The organism is Sandaracinobacter sp., from assembly GCF_041909755.1.
Classification (GTDB): Bacteria; Pseudomonadota; Alphaproteobacteria; order Sphingomonadales; family Sphingomonadaceae; genus Sandaracinobacteroides.
Window position 1 is genome coordinate 1 of record NZ_JAYRCW010000067.1, and the last position, 13,899, is coordinate 13,899.

The 13,899-nt window shown below is 67.7% G+C and carries 16 protein-coding genes and 1 tRNA gene; 6 read left to right on the forward strand and 11 right to left on the reverse strand.

Translation table 11 applies throughout. The features are described 5' to 3' along the window. Positions 1 to 79 precede the first annotated feature (79 nt). The 4 genes from ACE3O8_RS09690 to ACE3O8_RS09705 all read left to right on the forward strand — a co-directional run bounded on the left by ACE3O8_RS09690 (position 80) and on the right by ACE3O8_RS09705 (position 3,402). Positions 80 to 688 carry a 50S ribosomal protein L25/general stress protein Ctc gene (locus tag ACE3O8_RS09690; RefSeq protein WP_374389206.1) on the forward strand — a complete coding sequence of 203 codons (609 nt, stop codon included), beginning with the start codon at positions 80 to 82 and terminating at the stop codon, positions 686 to 688. Between the two features lie 3 nt (positions 689 to 691). Next, positions 692 to 1,294 carry an aminoacyl-tRNA hydrolase gene (pth, locus tag ACE3O8_RS09695; protein WP_374389208.1) on the forward strand — a complete coding sequence of 201 codons (603 nt, stop codon included), beginning with the start codon at positions 692 to 694 and terminating at the stop codon, positions 1,292 to 1,294. A gap of 1 nt (position 1,295) precedes the next feature. Next, positions 1,296 to 2,396 carry a redox-regulated ATPase YchF gene (ychF, locus tag ACE3O8_RS09700; protein ID WP_374389210.1) on the forward strand — a complete coding sequence of 367 codons (1,101 nt, stop codon included), beginning with the start codon at positions 1,296 to 1,298 and terminating at the stop codon, positions 2,394 to 2,396. A 76-nt stretch (positions 2,397 to 2,472) separates the two neighbouring features. Then, entirely contained in the window at positions 2,473 to 3,402 is a 930-nt protein-coding gene (locus ACE3O8_RS09705) for a cation diffusion facilitator family transporter (RefSeq protein ID WP_374389212.1), read from the forward strand. Here ACE3O8_RS09705 and ccmA read toward each other — a convergent pair. Beyond that, on the reverse strand, positions 3,397 to 3,975 hold the full coding sequence (gene ccmA, locus ACE3O8_RS09710) for a heme ABC exporter ATP-binding protein CcmA (RefSeq protein ID WP_374389214.1): 579 nt from the start codon (positions 3,973 to 3,975) through the stop codon (positions 3,397 to 3,399). The two genes, ACE3O8_RS09705 and ccmA, sit on opposite strands and share 6 nt — an antisense overlap. 33 nt (positions 3,976 to 4,008) lie before the next feature. Here ccmA and ACE3O8_RS09715 point away from each other — a divergent pair. Further along, positions 4,009 to 4,085: transfer RNA gene (locus tag ACE3O8_RS09715), tRNA-Pro, on the forward strand. 175 nt (positions 4,086 to 4,260) lie between these two features. On the opposite strand, the gene ACE3O8_RS09720 is transcribed toward ACE3O8_RS09715, so the two are convergent. The 10 genes from ACE3O8_RS09720 to ACE3O8_RS09765 all read right to left on the reverse strand — a co-directional run bounded on the left by ACE3O8_RS09720 (position 4,261) and on the right by ACE3O8_RS09765 (position 13,704). Further along, complete coding sequence (locus ACE3O8_RS09720; protein ID WP_374389216.1) at positions 4,261 to 5,253, reverse strand: Gfo/Idh/MocA family protein; 993 nt, start codon at positions 5,251 to 5,253, stop codon at positions 4,261 to 4,263. Further along, positions 5,250 to 5,768 (reverse strand): gamma carbonic anhydrase family protein, encoded by a 519-nt coding sequence (locus ACE3O8_RS09725; RefSeq protein WP_374389218.1) that lies wholly within the window; start codon positions 5,766 to 5,768, stop codon positions 5,250 to 5,252. Before ACE3O8_RS09725 ends, ACE3O8_RS09720 begins: the two co-directional genes overlap by 4 nt. Continuing rightward, positions 5,768 to 6,301, reverse strand: coding sequence for a GNAT family N-acetyltransferase (locus ACE3O8_RS09730; RefSeq protein ID WP_374389220.1), 534 nt, complete (start codon positions 6,299 to 6,301; stop codon positions 5,768 to 5,770). The genes ACE3O8_RS09725 and ACE3O8_RS09730 overlap by 1 nt, the downstream gene beginning before the upstream one ends. Further along, positions 6,298 to 6,852: a GNAT family N-acetyltransferase gene (locus tag ACE3O8_RS09735; RefSeq protein WP_374389222.1), complete on the reverse strand. Its 555-nt coding sequence runs from the start codon at positions 6,850 to 6,852 to the stop codon at positions 6,298 to 6,300. Before ACE3O8_RS09735 ends, ACE3O8_RS09730 begins: the two co-directional genes overlap by 4 nt. A gap of 10 nt (positions 6,853 to 6,862) precedes the next feature. Next, positions 6,863 to 7,909 carry an N-acetyl-gamma-glutamyl-phosphate reductase gene (gene argC / locus ACE3O8_RS09740; RefSeq protein WP_374389224.1) on the reverse strand — a complete coding sequence of 349 codons (1,047 nt, stop codon included), beginning with the start codon at positions 7,907 to 7,909 and terminating at the stop codon, positions 6,863 to 6,865. Between the two features lie 8 nt (positions 7,910 to 7,917). Continuing rightward, positions 7,918 to 10,200: a spermidine synthase gene (locus tag ACE3O8_RS09745; protein ID WP_374389226.1), complete on the reverse strand. Its 2,283-nt coding sequence runs from the start codon at positions 10,198 to 10,200 to the stop codon at positions 7,918 to 7,920. An 18-nt stretch (positions 10,201 to 10,218) separates the two neighbouring features. Continuing rightward, positions 10,219 to 10,758, reverse strand: a complete 540-nt coding sequence (locus tag ACE3O8_RS09750) for a methylated-DNA--[protein]-cysteine S-methyltransferase (RefSeq protein WP_374389228.1) — start codon at positions 10,756 to 10,758, stop codon at positions 10,219 to 10,221. Positions 10,759 to 10,760: 2 nt separating this feature from the next. Continuing rightward, the gene (gene rimO, locus ACE3O8_RS09755) at positions 10,761 to 12,047 is read right to left on the reverse strand and encodes a 30S ribosomal protein S12 methylthiotransferase RimO (RefSeq protein ID WP_374389233.1); all 1,287 of its coding nucleotides are present in this window, start codon (positions 12,045 to 12,047) and stop codon (positions 10,761 to 10,763) included. A gap of 38 nt (positions 12,048 to 12,085) precedes the next feature. Further along, positions 12,086 to 12,709: a GTP cyclohydrolase I FolE gene (gene folE, locus ACE3O8_RS09760; RefSeq protein ID WP_374389230.1), complete on the reverse strand. Its 624-nt coding sequence runs from the start codon at positions 12,707 to 12,709 to the stop codon at positions 12,086 to 12,088. Between the two features lie 98 nt (positions 12,710 to 12,807). Further along, positions 12,808 to 13,704: an autotransporter domain-containing protein gene (locus ACE3O8_RS09765; RefSeq protein ID WP_374389231.1), complete on the reverse strand. Its 897-nt coding sequence runs from the start codon at positions 13,702 to 13,704 to the stop codon at positions 12,808 to 12,810. Here ACE3O8_RS09765 and ACE3O8_RS09770 point away from each other — a divergent pair. Continuing rightward, positions 13,705 to 13,899 (forward strand): hypothetical protein (locus tag ACE3O8_RS09770; protein WP_374389232.1); only part of this gene is annotated, 195 nt, incomplete at its 3' end.

The window sequence follows — 13,899 nt, forward strand, 5'->3', positions numbered from 1 at the left end:
CGATTCCCGATACGGGCCCGCGCTTCGCTGGTACGCCACACCCTGGTGGTGCCGGGCTATCAAATGATTGGAGAATGACATGTCTGATGTGCTGACGCTCGCCGCGGAAGCACGCGACCGGGCTGGCAAGGGAGCCTCCCGGGCGGTGCGGCGAGAAGGCCGGGTTCCGGCCGTGATCTACGGCAACAAGGAAAGCGCCGTTTCCATCCACGTCGAGGAAAAGCTCCTCGTGCGGATGCTGAACACCGGGCACTTCATGAATTCCGTGGTGGAAATCGAGCTGGACGGCAAGAAGCACCGGACGCTGCCGCGCGACGTGCAGTTCCACCCGGTGACCGACCGCCCGATCCATGTGGACTTCCTGCGCGTGGCCGCCAACGCCCTCATCACCGTGAACGTGCCGGTGCGCTTCGAGAATGAAGCCGCTTCGCCGGGCCTGAAGCGTGGTGGCGTGCTGAACGTGGTGCGCCACGAAGTCGAAGTGAAGGTGCCTGCCAACGCCATCCCCGACGATATCGTCGTGGACGTGACGGGCTTCGACGTGGGCGATTCGATCCACATCTCGTCGGTGAAGCTGCCGAAGAATGTGACCCCGGTGATCGACCGCGACTTCACCATCGCCACGATCGCGGCGCCTTCCGGGCTGAAGAGCCAGGAAGCCGCTGCGGAAGAAGCCGCCGAAGGCTGATCGATGCTGGTATTCGCCGGGCTGGGCAATCCCGGCCCGGCCTATGCCATGCACCGGCACAATGTGGGCTTCATGGCCGTGGACGCGATACATGGCGTTCACGGCTTCGGCCCGTGGAAAGCCCGCTTTCAGGGCCTGACGGCGGAGGGGCGGCTTGGCAGCCACAAGGTCGTGCTGCTGCGCCCCGCCACCTTCATGAACGAAAGCGGCCGCTCCGTCGGCGAGGCGCTGCGCTTCTTCAAGTTGGGAGCAGAAGCCCTCACCGTGTTCCACGACGAGCTGGACCTGGAGCCCTTCCGCGTGAAGGTCAAAACGGGCGGCGGCGCGGCCGGGCAGAACGGCATCCGCTCCATCATCCAGCACATCGGCGCGGATTTCCGCCGCGTGCGGATCGGCATCGGCCACCCCGGCCACAAGGATCGGGTAACCGGCCACGTCCTCGGCAACTTCGCCAAGGCAGACGAAGACGATCTGGCGCACATGCTGGGTGCCATCGCAGACCTTGCGCCGCTGCTGGCAGACGGCGATGAGTCGCGCTTCATGAGTGACCTGGCGCTGAGACAAAATCCGCATCGTTCCGATGCGGGGCGCCAACAGGAGAATTGAGATGGGTTTCCGCTGCGGCATCGTGGGGCTTCCGAACGTCGGCAAGTCGACCCTGTTCAACGCCCTCACCGAAACGGCCGCCGCGCAGGCCGCCAACTATCCCTTCTGCACGATCGAGCCGAACGTCGGGAATGTCGGCGTGCCCGACGCCCGCATGCAGCAGATCGCTGCGATCGCTGGTTCCCAGAAGATCATCGAGACCCAGCTGGGCTTCGTGGACATCGCCGGGCTGGTTCGGGGCGCGTCGAAGGGCGAGGGGCTTGGCAACCAGTTCCTTGCCAACATTCGCGAGGTGGATGCCATCGTGCATGTGCTGCGCTGCTTCGAGGACGACGACATCACCCATGTGGAGGGCCGGATCGACCCCGTGGCGGACGCCGAGACGGTGGAAACCGAGCTGATGCTCGCCGACCTTGAAAGCCTGGAGCGGCGGGTGCCGAACCTCGCCAAGAAGGGCCAGGGCGGCGACAAGGAGGCGAAATCGGCGGCGCAGGCCCTGCAGAAGGCGCTGGACCTGCTGCGCGAGGGCAAGCCCGCGCGGCTTGCCGTTCCCGCCGACGAGGACGAGAAGCGGCACCTGGCGCAGGCCCAGCTGCTGACCGGCAAGCCCGTTCTCTATGTCTGCAATGTGGACGAGGGCTCGGCCGCGACCGGCAATGAATTTTCCGCCCGGGTGGCCGACATGGCGAAGGCGCAAGGCGCAGGCGCCGTGGTGATTTCGGCCGCCATCGAGGCCGAGATCGTGGGCATGCCGCCCGAGGACCGGCCGGAATTTCTGGAGGCGCTGGGCCTTGCCGAAACCGGTCTCGCCCGCATCATCCGCGCCGGCTATGACCTGCTCCACCTCCTCACCTTCTTCACGGCGGGACCGAAGGAAACCCGGGCCTGGACGGTGGAGAAGGGCGCAACCGCCCCGCAGGCGGCCGGTGTGATTCACACCGATTTCGAAAAGGGCTTCATCCGCGCGGAAACCATCGCCTTTGCCGATTATGTCGCGCTGGGCGGCGAAGCGAAGGCCCGCGAAGCCGGCAAGCTGCGCGCCGAAGGCAAAACCTATGTGGTGCAGGACGGCGACGTGATGCACTTCCTGCACAGTGCGTAAGCGGTTGCCGGTCACTGCGTTGCGCTGACCATTGCGCCCCCTTGCCCTGACCGGCAACCCGCGCGAAAACCCCTCCATGGGGGCCATCGAACGCGCAACGGCACTGAAGAGCGAGTTGGAAGCCTCGCTGCTGCGGCTGTCCATCCTGGCGACCTTCCTGATCGCGGCGCTGGGCGTGCTGTTCGGGCTGGTCTCAGGCTCGCTGGCCATCCTGTTCGACGGGCTGTTTTCCGTGGTGGATGCCGGGATCACCTGGCTGATGCTGCTGGTTGCGCGGCTGGTGGCGCAGGAAAGCGACGCGAAGTTCCAATATGGCTATTGGCATCTGGAGCCGCTGGTGGTGGCGCTGAAGGCGGCCGTGCTGATGACGCTGGTGGTGTTCGGCTTCCTGGGGGCCGTGCAGAGCCTGCGCGCGGGGGGCCACACACCGGAGCTCGGCCCGGCGGTCGGCTATTCGGTGCTGGTGGTGCTGATCTGCGCCGGCACCTGGTTCTGGATGTGGCGGCACAACCAGCGGATCGGCTCCGCGCTGGTGCGGCTGGACATGAAGGCCTGGGCGATGTCTGGCGTGATTACCGCCGCGCTGCTGATCGCGTTCCTGGCGGCGATGGCGATGCGCGGCACCCGTTTCGAGCCGCTGCTGCCCTATGTCGATCCGGCGATCCTCGCCATCCTGTCGCTCGCCATCCTGCCGGTGCCCTGGAAGGATGCGAAGCTCGCCTTCCGCGACATCTTCGGCATCGTGCCGCACGAACTGGACAGGCAGGTGCAGCAGGTGATGGACGGTTTCGTCGCCCGGCATGGGTTCAGCGCCTATGAATCCTATGTCACGCGCACAGGCCGGGCGAAGTTCATCGAGATATCCGTGCTGGCCCCGCCCGGCATGCCACCGCGCTCGATCGAGCATTTCGATGCCCTGCGCGCGGAAATCGGCGACGCCATCGGCGAGGGCGGACCCGATCGCTGGCTGACCATCGTCTTCACGACGGACCCGGCCGAGCTATAGCGCGAGCGCGCCCGCCCCCGGCAGATCGAGCGGCTGGTGTGTGGCGGCCATCACAAGCCCGCCCGTTGCCCGGTGCGCGGCAATCGCCGCCAGCAGCCGCTGTTCCGAGGCCGAATCGAGCGCGTTTGCGGGCTCGTCCAGCAGCCAAAGCCGGGCGCCGCTGGCGATGGTGCGGGCGATGGCGACGCGCTGCCGCTGACCGGAGGAAAGCTGGCCGCAGCGGAACTCCAGCAGCGGGGTGACGGCCATCGCATCCGCCGCAGCGGCCTGCGCCTCCGGCGTCGCGCCATCGAGCCCAGCCCAGAAGGCCAGTTCGTCCGCCACCCGCCGATCCGGTTTCAGCGCCTGTTCGCCCGCCAGCAGCGCGGTCGGGAACGGGTTGGACAGACGGCCCGCATCGGGCGCAAGAAGTCCGGCCACGAGGCGCAGAAGAGAGGATTTCCCGGCCCCGTTGCGCCCCGTCACCAGCAGCGCGCCGCCCGCCTCCAGCCGGAACGACAGGGCTTCGAACAACAGCCGTCCGCCCCGAATCAACGCAATCCCATCGGCTTCGAGGCAATCCGCGCTTGCCATCAGCGCGGCCCTTCCCTATGGCCCGTCGCTCGTCGGAGCGTAGCGCAGCCTGGTAGCGCATCAGACTGGGGGTCTGGGGGTCGCAGGTTCGAATCCTGTCGCTCCGACCATTTTCCAAAGGCGGCCGTGATTTGCGTAAAACGCAAACTCACGGACTCGCCGTGGAAACGGCCGGCGGGTTTGCGGCAAGCCGCAGCCGGTGGCGTTCTGCCTACGGCAGACCTTCGGTGCGCCGACCGGCGGAGGCTTGCCGCAAGGCCCGTCCGACGCGTCACCACCGCATCCTCACAACCCCACCCAATCCCCGCCGGACCGCAGCGCGGCGTCGATGAAGCGCATCCCGCGCACGCCGTCCGCATAGCCGGGCGCAAGGCTCTCTTCGCCCCGGATCGTCCGCGCGGCATCGGCATAGAGCGCGGCGAAGGCGTCGATGAAACCGTCCCGCCAGAGGTCGGCCGGCAGCGCGGGCGGCGCATCCGCCAGTTCGCCCACGGCCAGCATCTGCACGTCATCCGGCGCGGCCAGCCGCCAGCGCAGGCTGGCCTTTGTGCCCGCCACCAGCACCTCCAGCCCCTTGGCCGCCCCCGGGGTCACCTGGCTGAACCAGAGGTCGCCGCGAAGCCCGCCCTCGAACCGGCAAAGCATCGCCGCCTGCCGGGGCGTCGGCGCGCCGAAATCCTCCACCTCGGCCGCAAGCGCGGTGATGCGCCGCCCGGTCAGGAACTCCGCGATGTGGAAGCAATGGGTGCCGAGGTCGGCCAGCGTGCCGCCGGGGCCCGACCGCGCGACATCGCCGCGCCATCCGGCTTCGGCGGTCGCGCCCATCATCACATCCTGCGCCCAGGCCACGCGCACCAGCCGCACCTCGCCCAGCGCGCCATCGGCCACCATCTGCCTGGCCCGGCGGACGGCCGGATAGGCGGTGTAGTTGTAGGTCACGATGAACGGCCGCGACGGGGACCAGCCCTCCACCTCGCCCAGCGTGCGGCCCAGCGGCTTGTCGCAGATGACCGCCACGCCCGCCGCGTCGAACGCCTTCGCCATCTCCATGTGCAGATGGTTGGGCGTCACGATGGAGACGGCATCCAGCCCGGCCGTCAGCAGCTCCCGCCAGTCCGCCGTGGTGGGGCAGCCCCAGTCCATCGCGGCGGCCACTTCCGGGCGGGAGGACGGGGCTGCGGCCACGAGAGTGAAGCCGCCGGACCGGCGCGCTGCTTCGAGGTGTGCCGGGCCGATCTTTCCGCCCCCACCGCCCACCATGGCCCAGCGCAGCGTCATGCCAGCGATCCCGCGTGGATCGTCGCCAGCTCCACATAGCCGGCGGCACCGCGCCGGTTGCGCTCCACCTCCTCGTCGCTCAGCAGCCGCACGAATTTCGCCGGGCGGCCCAGCCACAGCTCGCGTTCCTTCACCACCTTGCCGGGGCTCAGCAGCGCGCCTGCGCCCAGCATGCCGTCCGGTTCGATCACGCAGCCGTCCATCACGATCGCGCCCAGCCCCACGAAGCTTCGGTCCATCAGCGTGCAGCCGTGGATGATGGCCATATGCCCCACCAGCACGTCCTCGCCGATGGTGGTCGCCGCCAGTTTGCGGGTGACATGGACGATGGAGCCATCCTGGATGTTGGAACGCGCGCCGATCCGGATGGGCATCACGTCGCCGCGCACCACGACATTGTACCAGATGGAGGCGCCTGCCCCGATCTCCACATCGCCGATCACCTGCGCGCCGGGGGCGACCCAAGCGGTGGGATCGATGCGGGGGCTTTGCCCGGCGAAGGGATGGAGGGGCATCAGGCGGCGTCCTTCACATAGACGATGTGGCGGCGGATCGGGTTGCCTTCGGGCACCAGCGGATGGTCGAAATCCATCTCCGCCGCCCGCATCATGCCCAGCCGCTTCATCACCGCCTCGGACGGGGTGTTGGTGACGGCCGTGTAGGCAAGGATCCGCGCCAGTCCCATGGGCCCGAACCCATGGGCAAGGGCAGCCGCCCCCGCTTCGCTGGCATAGCCCTGGCCCCAGGCCTCGCGCCGCAGCCGCCAGCCCACTTCCCACAGGCCGAAGATCGGCAGATTCTCATGCCCGATGCAATTGAGGCCGGCGAAGCCCAGGAACAGGCCGTCGGCCTTGCGTTCCAGCGCCCAGAAGCCCACCCCCGTCGCTGCGATCTTGCCGTTCACGCGCTCGATCACCGCGTCCGCCTCGGCGCGGCTGAGCGTGGCGGGGAAGTGGCGCATTACTTCGGGGTCGGCGTTCATTTCGGCCCAGGGCTCGCGGTCCGCTTCGATGAAGGCGCGCAGGATCAGCCGTTCCGTTTCGATCATGGGCGTTCCTTTGCATAGACTACGGACGGGCCGGCGAAATGCCCCTCCACAACATCGGGGTGGACGAAATCCCACGCGGGCAAGTGCCGCATCCCCAGCCGCTGCATCAGGCCCCAGCTCGGCGCATTGGTGGCGGCCGTCAACGCGATCACGCGGGGCGCGCGCGAAAGGCCCCATTCCAGCACAGCGGTCGCCGCTTCCAGCGCATAACCCTTGCCCCAGCAGTCCTGCCGGAACAGCCAGCCCATCTCGATGTCGTCGGCGCGGGCCAGCGGCAGGATTTCGGCCGGCAGGGTGATCGGCTTCAGCCCGCAATTTCCGATGATCGCGCCATCCGACTTCCGAACCACGGCCTTGAAGGTGAATCCATGCTCGCGGTCGAAGCGCTGGTTGCGCTCCAGCCGCTCGGCGCTGTCGTCCACCAGTTCGGCCTTGCCGAAATGGTGCATCAGCACCGGATTCATGGAAAATCCCGCCAGAACCGGCCGGTCGGCCTCTGTCCAGGGCCGAAGGATCATCCGCTCCGTCTCGAGGATCAGGCCTTCGCTCACAACGGACCGCTCATGGGAACAGGGGCGCTGCTTCCAGCCCCATGGTTTCAGGCAGGCCGAACATCAGGTTCATGTTCTGGATCGCCTGCCCGGAGGACCCCTTCACCAGATTGTCGATCGCCGCGATGATGATCGCCCGGCCCGGCACCCGGTCCGCGAAGACATTCAGCACCATGTGGTTCGATCCGCGCACCATCCGTGTCGCGGGCGCAACGCCTTCGGGCAGCAGATGGACGAACGGCTCCCCGGCATAGCGCGCCGCATAGCATTGGCGCAGGTCAGCGACCGTCTTGCCTTCGGCCAGTTCCACGGTGATCGTTTCCAGCTCGCCCCGGTTCATCGGCAGAAGGTGCGGCGTGAAGCTGATCGTCACCGGTGCGCCGAAACCCTTGCCCAGCTCCTGCTCGATTTCAGGCATGTGGCGGTGCCGGCCCACGGCATAGGGGGCGACCGCCTCGGACACCTCCGCGAACAGGTTGGTTTCCTTCAGCCCCCGCCCCGCGCCGGACACGCCCGACAGCGCATTGATGGTGATGTTCGCAGGCCCGATCAGCCCGGCTTCGGCCACGGGCAGCAGCGCCAGCAGCGCCGCCGTCGGATAGCAGCCCGGGCAGGCGACAAGCTGCGCGGCGGGCAGCCGCGGGCGCGCCATTTCCGTCAGGCCATAGACGGCTTCCGACAGAAGCTGCGGCGCCGGATGCGTGACGCCATACCATTCGCCATAGACCTCCGGGTCGTTCAGGCGAAAATCCGCCGACAGGTCGATGATGCGGATGCGCCGGTCCAGCGTGCTCAGCAGTTCGGCGGAAGCAGCATGCGGCAGGCAGCCGAACACCGCGTCGATGCCGTTCCAGTCGATTGCGTCGGCGCGGATCAGGCGCGGCAGATCCGGATAGGCGGCAAAGCTGGGCCAGATGTCCGCCATCGTCTGCCCGGCCTTCTGGTTCGCCGCGAGCGCTGCGATCTCCACCCCGGGATGGGTGATGGCGAGGCGGACAAGGTCTGCCCCGGTGTAGCCGGAAGCCCCGAGGACGGCGATGCGGATCTTTGCGCTCATTCTCCTCCCTAGTCGCCCTTCCAGAAGGGCTTCAAGACCGGAAGGATGGACGCGAAGCCGTCGGTCCAGCCCGGCACGTCCGTCCGGGCGCGCAGCGGGGTCCATTCCTCGCTGTGGCCGGTTGCTTCCGTGAAGCGGGTCATGTCCGCCTCGTTCGCCGTCAGTGCGATCCAGATGGAGGCGTTGTAGCTGTAGTCCGCCTGGTCCTGCGGGGTGGGCCCATAGACGCGGATTCGCGCCGCCAGCCCCAGCTCGTTCGCGATTCCGGCCACCACCGGTTCAAGATCGAGGTAGCGGTTGGAAACATGCACCATCAGCACCCCGCCCGGCGCCAGCGCCCGGGCATAGGTTTCAAAGGCCTCCCGCGTCAGCAGGTGCAGTGGAATCGCATCCGAGGAAAAGGCATCGACGGCCAGCAGGTCGAAGCGGTCTTTCGGCTCCTCGGCCAGCTTCAGGCGCGCATCGCCCACCACGATCCGCACGTCGGGCTTGCACTGGCTGACATAGCTGAACACCTCCGGGTCGGTTGCGATCTCCACCATCAGCGGGTCGATCTCGAAGATGGTCCAGTCTTCCCCGGGCTTGGCGAAGCAGGCGAGGCTGCCGCTGCCCAGGCCGATCACGCCGATCCGCGCGCCATCTCCGAAAAGGCTGGGCGCCGTCTGCATCGCAAGTCCGATCCCGCTCATCGGGGCATAATAGGTAAGCGGCATGCGCGACAGCGCCGGATCCAGCGACTGCGCGCCGTGCATGGTGGTGCCGTGCAGCAGCCGCCGCGTCTGTGTGCTGTGGCTGTTCTGGATGGTATAGATGCCGAAGAAGCTGCGTTGCCGGGCGCGATCGATGGTGGAGATGTCGATCTGCTGCCAGCCGCCGAGCGCCAGCATCAGGTTCAGCAGCACGAAGCTGAACATCAGCGGCCGCCCGATCGCCAGCACCGCGAGCAGCGCCATGAAGGCAATCGCCGCCACCTGCACCGGCGGTGTATTCACCGCCATGAAGGCCGCCCCCAGCCACCAGCCCAGCACCAGCACAACGGGCGGGGTCAGGATGCGCAGCGCCCGCCCCAGCCCGTTGCCGCGCCACAGGTTGCCGATCCGCCGGGTCAGCGGCTTTGCCGGCACCAGAAGGGCAGCTGCCAGCAGCAGGATCGGATGTTCATACACCCAATCGAAGATCTGCGGCGCAATCAGCGCCGGGAACAGCCCGCCCAGCACGCCCCCCAGCGACATCCAAAGATAGAATTCCGTCAAACGGTCAGCCGCCGGCCGGTCATTCGCCAGCGTGCCATGCAGCGCCGTCGCCACGATCAGCAGCAGCAGGATGGACGCCAGCCCGTAGATCGAGGCGGACTGCGATACCGTCAGCAGCCCGCCCGCGCCGAACACCAGCAGCGCAACCGGCGCGATCCACACGGCGATCCGGGTGATGCGCGGGCCGGCGCCCGAAAATACCAGGATGAAGCTGATCAGATAGGCCGCCAGCGGCAACACCCACAGCAGCGGCATCGCCATGATGTCGGTGGTGATGTGGGTGGTGGTGGAGAGCATCAGCCCCGACGGCACCGCCGCCAGCAACACCCAGTGCAGGCGGCGTTTCCATGTGACGGGGCGGCGGCCCGTTTCGGTGGCGCTGTCGGCAGCGGTGGCCGGTGGGCGCACGCCGGCCTTCAGGATGGTGAAGGCCCCCAGCGCCACCAGCGCCATCAGCAGCAGATAGCCGGCCGTCCACATCGTCTGCTGCGCGGGCAGCGCGGTGAACGGCTCCAGCAGGAAGGGATAGGCCAGCAGCCCCAGCAGGGACCCGGCGTTCGATGCGGAATAAAGGAAGAAGGGGCTGGCCGCCGCCGGATCGGGGGAACGCGCGAACCAGGCCTGCATCAGCGGCGCCTGCGCGGAAACGGCAAGGAACACCGGCCCGATGGACAGCGCCAGCAATTGCAGCAGCCACAGCGCGGCCGCATCGCCCGTTTCCGCCCCACCCAGCGCGCGGATGCCGATCGGCAGCGTCAGCGCAGCGGCTGCGAACAGCGCCAGATGCACCCCTGCCTGCACGCGGAACGGCAGCCGCTGCACGGCATGGGCATAGGCATAGCCCAGCAGCAGCACCGCCTGATAGAACAGCATGGCCGTGTTCCAAACGCTGGGCGATCCCCCCAGCACCGGCAGCACCAGGCGCGCGAACAGCGGCTGGATCAGGAACAGCAGAAAGCTGCCCAGGAACACGATGCCAATGAACAGCGGGCGCAAGGCAGAGCCCGCGCGGTCATCCATGGCCGCAGCCGTCGCCATCCCCAATCCTCCCCGCCTTCAGAACAGGCTTTTTTGCGCCGCCTCCCACCCCTCATGGGCCAGCAGCCATGCTTTTCGTTCCAGCCCGCCCGCATAGCCGGTCAGGCTTCCGTCCGCACCGATAACACGGTGGCACGGAACGACAATGGCCAGTGGATTCCGGCCGTTCGCCGTGCCCACCGCGCGGGCGTTCGGGCCCGATCCAGAGGCCGCACCGCCCAGCGCGCGGGCGATATCGCCATAGCTGCGCGTGCGGCCCGGCGGGATGCGCCGCAGCTCTGCCCAGACGGCGCGTTCGAAACGGCTGCCCACAGCGCCCGTCTCCAGCGCATCCAGCGCGCTCAATTCGCCCGCGAAATAACGGCCGAAGGCGTCCGCCAGATGCAACGGGACCGGCGCTTCGCCGTCCGCCAGCGGACCGATGCCGAATCGGTTCAGGCTGGTTTCCACCCGGCGCGGATCATGGCGAAACTCGGCCGCCCACAGGGTTCCCGCCGCATCATGCACCAGCGCCATCGGCCCGACCGGCGTTTCAAGCACCGACAGCCGAAAGGCCATGGTCAGGCCGGCACCCCGAACAGGTCGAATTCGTCCGCATCCTCGATCACCACGCGGATGATGTCGCCCGGCTTCGCGGCCGGTGCGTCGCGCAGCAGCACGCGTCCGTCGATTTCCGGCGCGTCGGCCTTGCTGCGGCCAGTCGCGCCGCCGTCCTCGTCCGCCTCGTCGATGATCACATCCAGCGTGCGGCCCACCTTCGCCGCCAGTTTCCGGGCGGAGATCTCGGCGGCCTTCGCCATGAAGCGATCGCGCCGCTCCTCGCGCACCTCCAGCGGCAGCGCGCCGGGCAGCTGATTGGCCGCCGCGCCCTCCACCGGCTCATAGGCGAAGCAACCCACCCGATCGAGCTGCGCCTCCTCCAGCCAGTCCAGCAGATACTGGAAATCCGCCTCCGTTTCGCCGGGGAAGCCGGCGATGAAGGTGGAACGGATGGCGATATCGGGCACGGCTTCGCGCCAGTTGCGGATGCGCTCCAGCACCAGCCCCTCGTTCCCCGGCCGTCGCATGGCCTTCAGCACGCGCGGAGACGCGTGCTGGAAGGGGATGTCCAGATAGGGAAGGATCAGCCCGTCGGCCATCAGCGGGATCAGCTCGTCCACGCTGGCGTAGGGGTAGATATAGTGCATCCGCACCCACGCCCCCAGCGAGCCGAGATCGCGCGCCAGATCGGTGATGTGCGCGCGCTGTTCGGCCTTCCCATAGCGGGCATGCCGCAGATCGCGCCCATAGGCCGAGGTGTCCTGCGAAATGACCAGCAGTTCCTTCGTGCCGGCGGCCACAAGCTTCTCGGCCTCGCGCAGGATCGCGTCGGGCCGGCGAGAGACGAGGTCGCCCCGGATGGAGGGGATGATGCAGAAGCTGCAGCGATGGTTGCAGCCCTCGGAGATCTTCAGATAGCTGTAGTGCTTCGGCGTCAGCTTCAGGCCGGCATCGGGCACCAGGTCCAGAAACGGCTGCGGCGGCATCGGCGCGGCCTGCTTCACCGCCCCCACCACCTGTTCATATTGCTGCGGCCCGGTCACGGCCAGCACATCGGGGAAGCGGGCGCGGATGCTCTCGGCCTCGTTCACCATGCAGCCCGTCACCACCACCCGGCCGTTTTCGGCCATCGCCTCGCCGATCGCCTCCAGGCTTTCGGCCTTGGCGCTGTCCAGGAAGCCGCAGGTGTTCACGATCACCACGTCAGCCCCGGCATAGTCGCCCGACAGCTGATAGCCTTCCGACCGCAGCGAGGTCAGGATACGCTCGCTGTCCACCAGCGCCTTGGGGCAGCCCAGCGACACCATGCCCACCTTCTTCGGCGGCAGAAGAACAGTCGGATCGCTCAACGGATACCCACGCCCATCAGCGCCAGCACTTCCTTGCGGCTGCGCTCGTCCGAACGGAAAACGCCCATCATGCGGCTGGTCGTCATCGTCGCGCCCGTCGTCATCACGCCCCGGGCCGACATGCAGGCATGGCTCGCCTCCACCACCACGGCGACGCCGCGCGGGTTCAGCACCTCCTGCACGGCATCCGCGATCTCGGCCGTCAGCCGTTCCTGCACCTGCAGCCGCCGGGCATAGCCCAGCGCCACGCGGGCGAGCTTCGACAGGCCCACCACCCGGTCGGTCGGCAGATAGGCGATGTGAACCTTGCCGATGATCGGCGCCATGTGATGCTCGCAGTGGGACTGGAAGGGGATGTCGCGCAGCAGCACGATCTCGTCATAGCCGCCCACCTCGCGGAAGGTGCGCGCCAGATGCTCGCGCGGGTCTTCCTGATAGCCCTTGAAATATTCCCTGTAGGCCCGCGCCACCCGGCCGGGCGTGTCCAGCAGCCCTTCGCGGGTGGGGTCATCCCCGGCCCAGCGGATCAGCGTGCGCACGGCCTCCAGCACCTCGGCCGGAATCGCGGCGTCGCGATCCGGCGTAGGCGTGTCTTCGTCGTGCAGGTGGAAATCAGCCATCATTGCCCCCGGGGAGTTTCCAGCCATGTAGGAACCCCGGACCTTTCGGGCAACCGCCGCCGGCACATGCAAGGTCCGGCCGGACCCGGACGCAGCAATCAGAAGCGATAGACGAGGCGCGCCTGTCCCCCGTGAAGCGTTTCCCGCGCCCCGAGGCGGCCATCATATTGCAGCTTCAGCTCCAACCGCTCCGACGACAGCAGCCGGACACCCGCCGACAGCCGCGCCGCCGTGCCATCGGCATCGATGCTGCTGCTGAAGCTGCCCACCCCTGCGCCCGCGCCACTGAGCCGGGCGCTGGCCCAGAGATCGTTGCTATGGATGAATTCCACGCCGGCGCCGCCATAAAGATCGAGCATGGATCCCCCCGACAGATCAACGCGGGTGCCCGCCCGTAGCCCCGGCGTTGCAGAGACGATCCAGTCGCTGCCATCATGAACATCAAGGTTGAAGGCGCCCGCGCCGGTTTCCGAGTAATCGCTGATGTCGAGCCATGCGAGGTCGAGTTCCAGCGCCGGCTCCAGATAGACGCGATCCGTGCCGAACCGCCAGGCGGCCCTGCCGTGCAGGCCAAAGCTGAACATCGTCCAGTCGGCCTTCGCGGTTGCGGTCGCCACCGGAATTTCCCGGCGGGACCCATGCCAGGCATAGCCGAGCGTGGTGGCCGCCATCAGGCTGAGCCGCCCCGCCTGATACTTGGCCGAAAGCGCGGCCATGAGCCCGTCCGAGGTGATCCGGGTAAGCCCACCCGTCTCGTCGAGCCGGTCCGTCTGATAGCTGAGCGAGCCACCGACAAACCAGTCGTCCGAGACCTGGCGCTGCCCGCCGATAGCCAGCGAAAAGCCGTTCCAGTCATATCCGACAAAATCGGCACTGCTGTCGCGGCTGCCCCAATTGCCGTCCGCCCGCATCCAGACGCAGCTGTTTTCCTGCTGCAGGACCCCGGTGGCGATGAAGGTCGGGCAGCTGTAGAGGGAGCGAGCGCTTTCGAGCATATGTTCGAGCCGGATCGACGATACGGCAAGCAACGACTGGCCGGCTATCTGAGCCAGGTTTCGGCTGTTGCCATCAACCGTTGCCTGATCGGCCAGCGCCCTGACCGCTGGCGCCATGGCAGCATCCTTGGTGGCAAAGCCCTGGTCCAGGTGCGCGGCGATGCTCTGCTGGGTGGCGGACAGGTTCGACTGGCC

Bases quoted from the DNA above. Each gene is read 5' to 3' on its own strand.
- ACE3O8_RS09690 (WP_374389206.1), top strand. From the start codon at position 80: ATGTCTGATGTGCTGACGCTCGCCGCGGAAGCACGCGACCGGGCTGGC.
- pth (WP_374389208.1), top strand. From the start codon at position 692: ATGCTGGTATTCGCCGGGCTGGGCAATCCCGGCCCGGCCTATGCCATG.
- ychF (WP_374389210.1), top strand. From the start codon at position 1,296: ATGGGTTTCCGCTGCGGCATCGTGGGGCTTCCGAACGTCGGCAAGTCG.
- ACE3O8_RS09705 (WP_374389212.1), top strand. From the start codon at position 2,473: ATGGGGGCCATCGAACGCGCAACGGCACTGAAGAGCGAGTTGGAAGCC.
- ccmA (WP_374389214.1), bottom strand. From the start codon at position 3,975: ATGGCAAGCGCGGATTGCCTCGAAGCCGATGGGATTGCGTTGATTCGG.
- ACE3O8_RS09720 (WP_374389216.1), bottom strand. From the start codon at position 5,253: ATGACGCTGCGCTGGGCCATGGTGGGCGGTGGGGGCGGAAAGATCGGC.
- ACE3O8_RS09725 (WP_374389218.1), bottom strand. From the start codon at position 5,768: ATGCCCCTCCATCCCTTCGCCGGGCAAAGCCCCCGCATCGATCCCACC.
- ACE3O8_RS09730 (WP_374389220.1), bottom strand. From the start codon at position 6,301: ATGATCGAAACGGAACGGCTGATCCTGCGCGCCTTCATCGAAGCGGAC.
- argC (WP_374389224.1), bottom strand. From the start codon at position 7,909: ATGAGCGCAAAGATCCGCATCGCCGTCCTCGGGGCTTCCGGCTACACC.
- ACE3O8_RS09745 (WP_374389226.1), bottom strand. From the start codon at position 10,200: ATGGCGACGGCTGCGGCCATGGATGACCGCGCGGGCTCTGCCTTGCGC.
- ACE3O8_RS09750 (WP_374389228.1), bottom strand. From the start codon at position 10,758: ATGGCCTTTCGGCTGTCGGTGCTTGAAACGCCGGTCGGGCCGATGGCG.
- rimO (WP_374389233.1), bottom strand. From the start codon at position 12,047: ATGGTGTCGCTGGGCTGCCCCAAGGCGCTGGTGGACAGCGAGCGTATC.
- folE (WP_374389230.1), bottom strand. From the start codon at position 12,709: ATGGCTGATTTCCACCTGCACGACGAAGACACGCCTACGCCGGATCGC.
- ACE3O8_RS09765 (WP_374389231.1), bottom strand. From the start codon at position 13,704: ATGCTCGAAAGCGCTCGCTCCCTCTACAGCTGCCCGACCTTCATCGCC.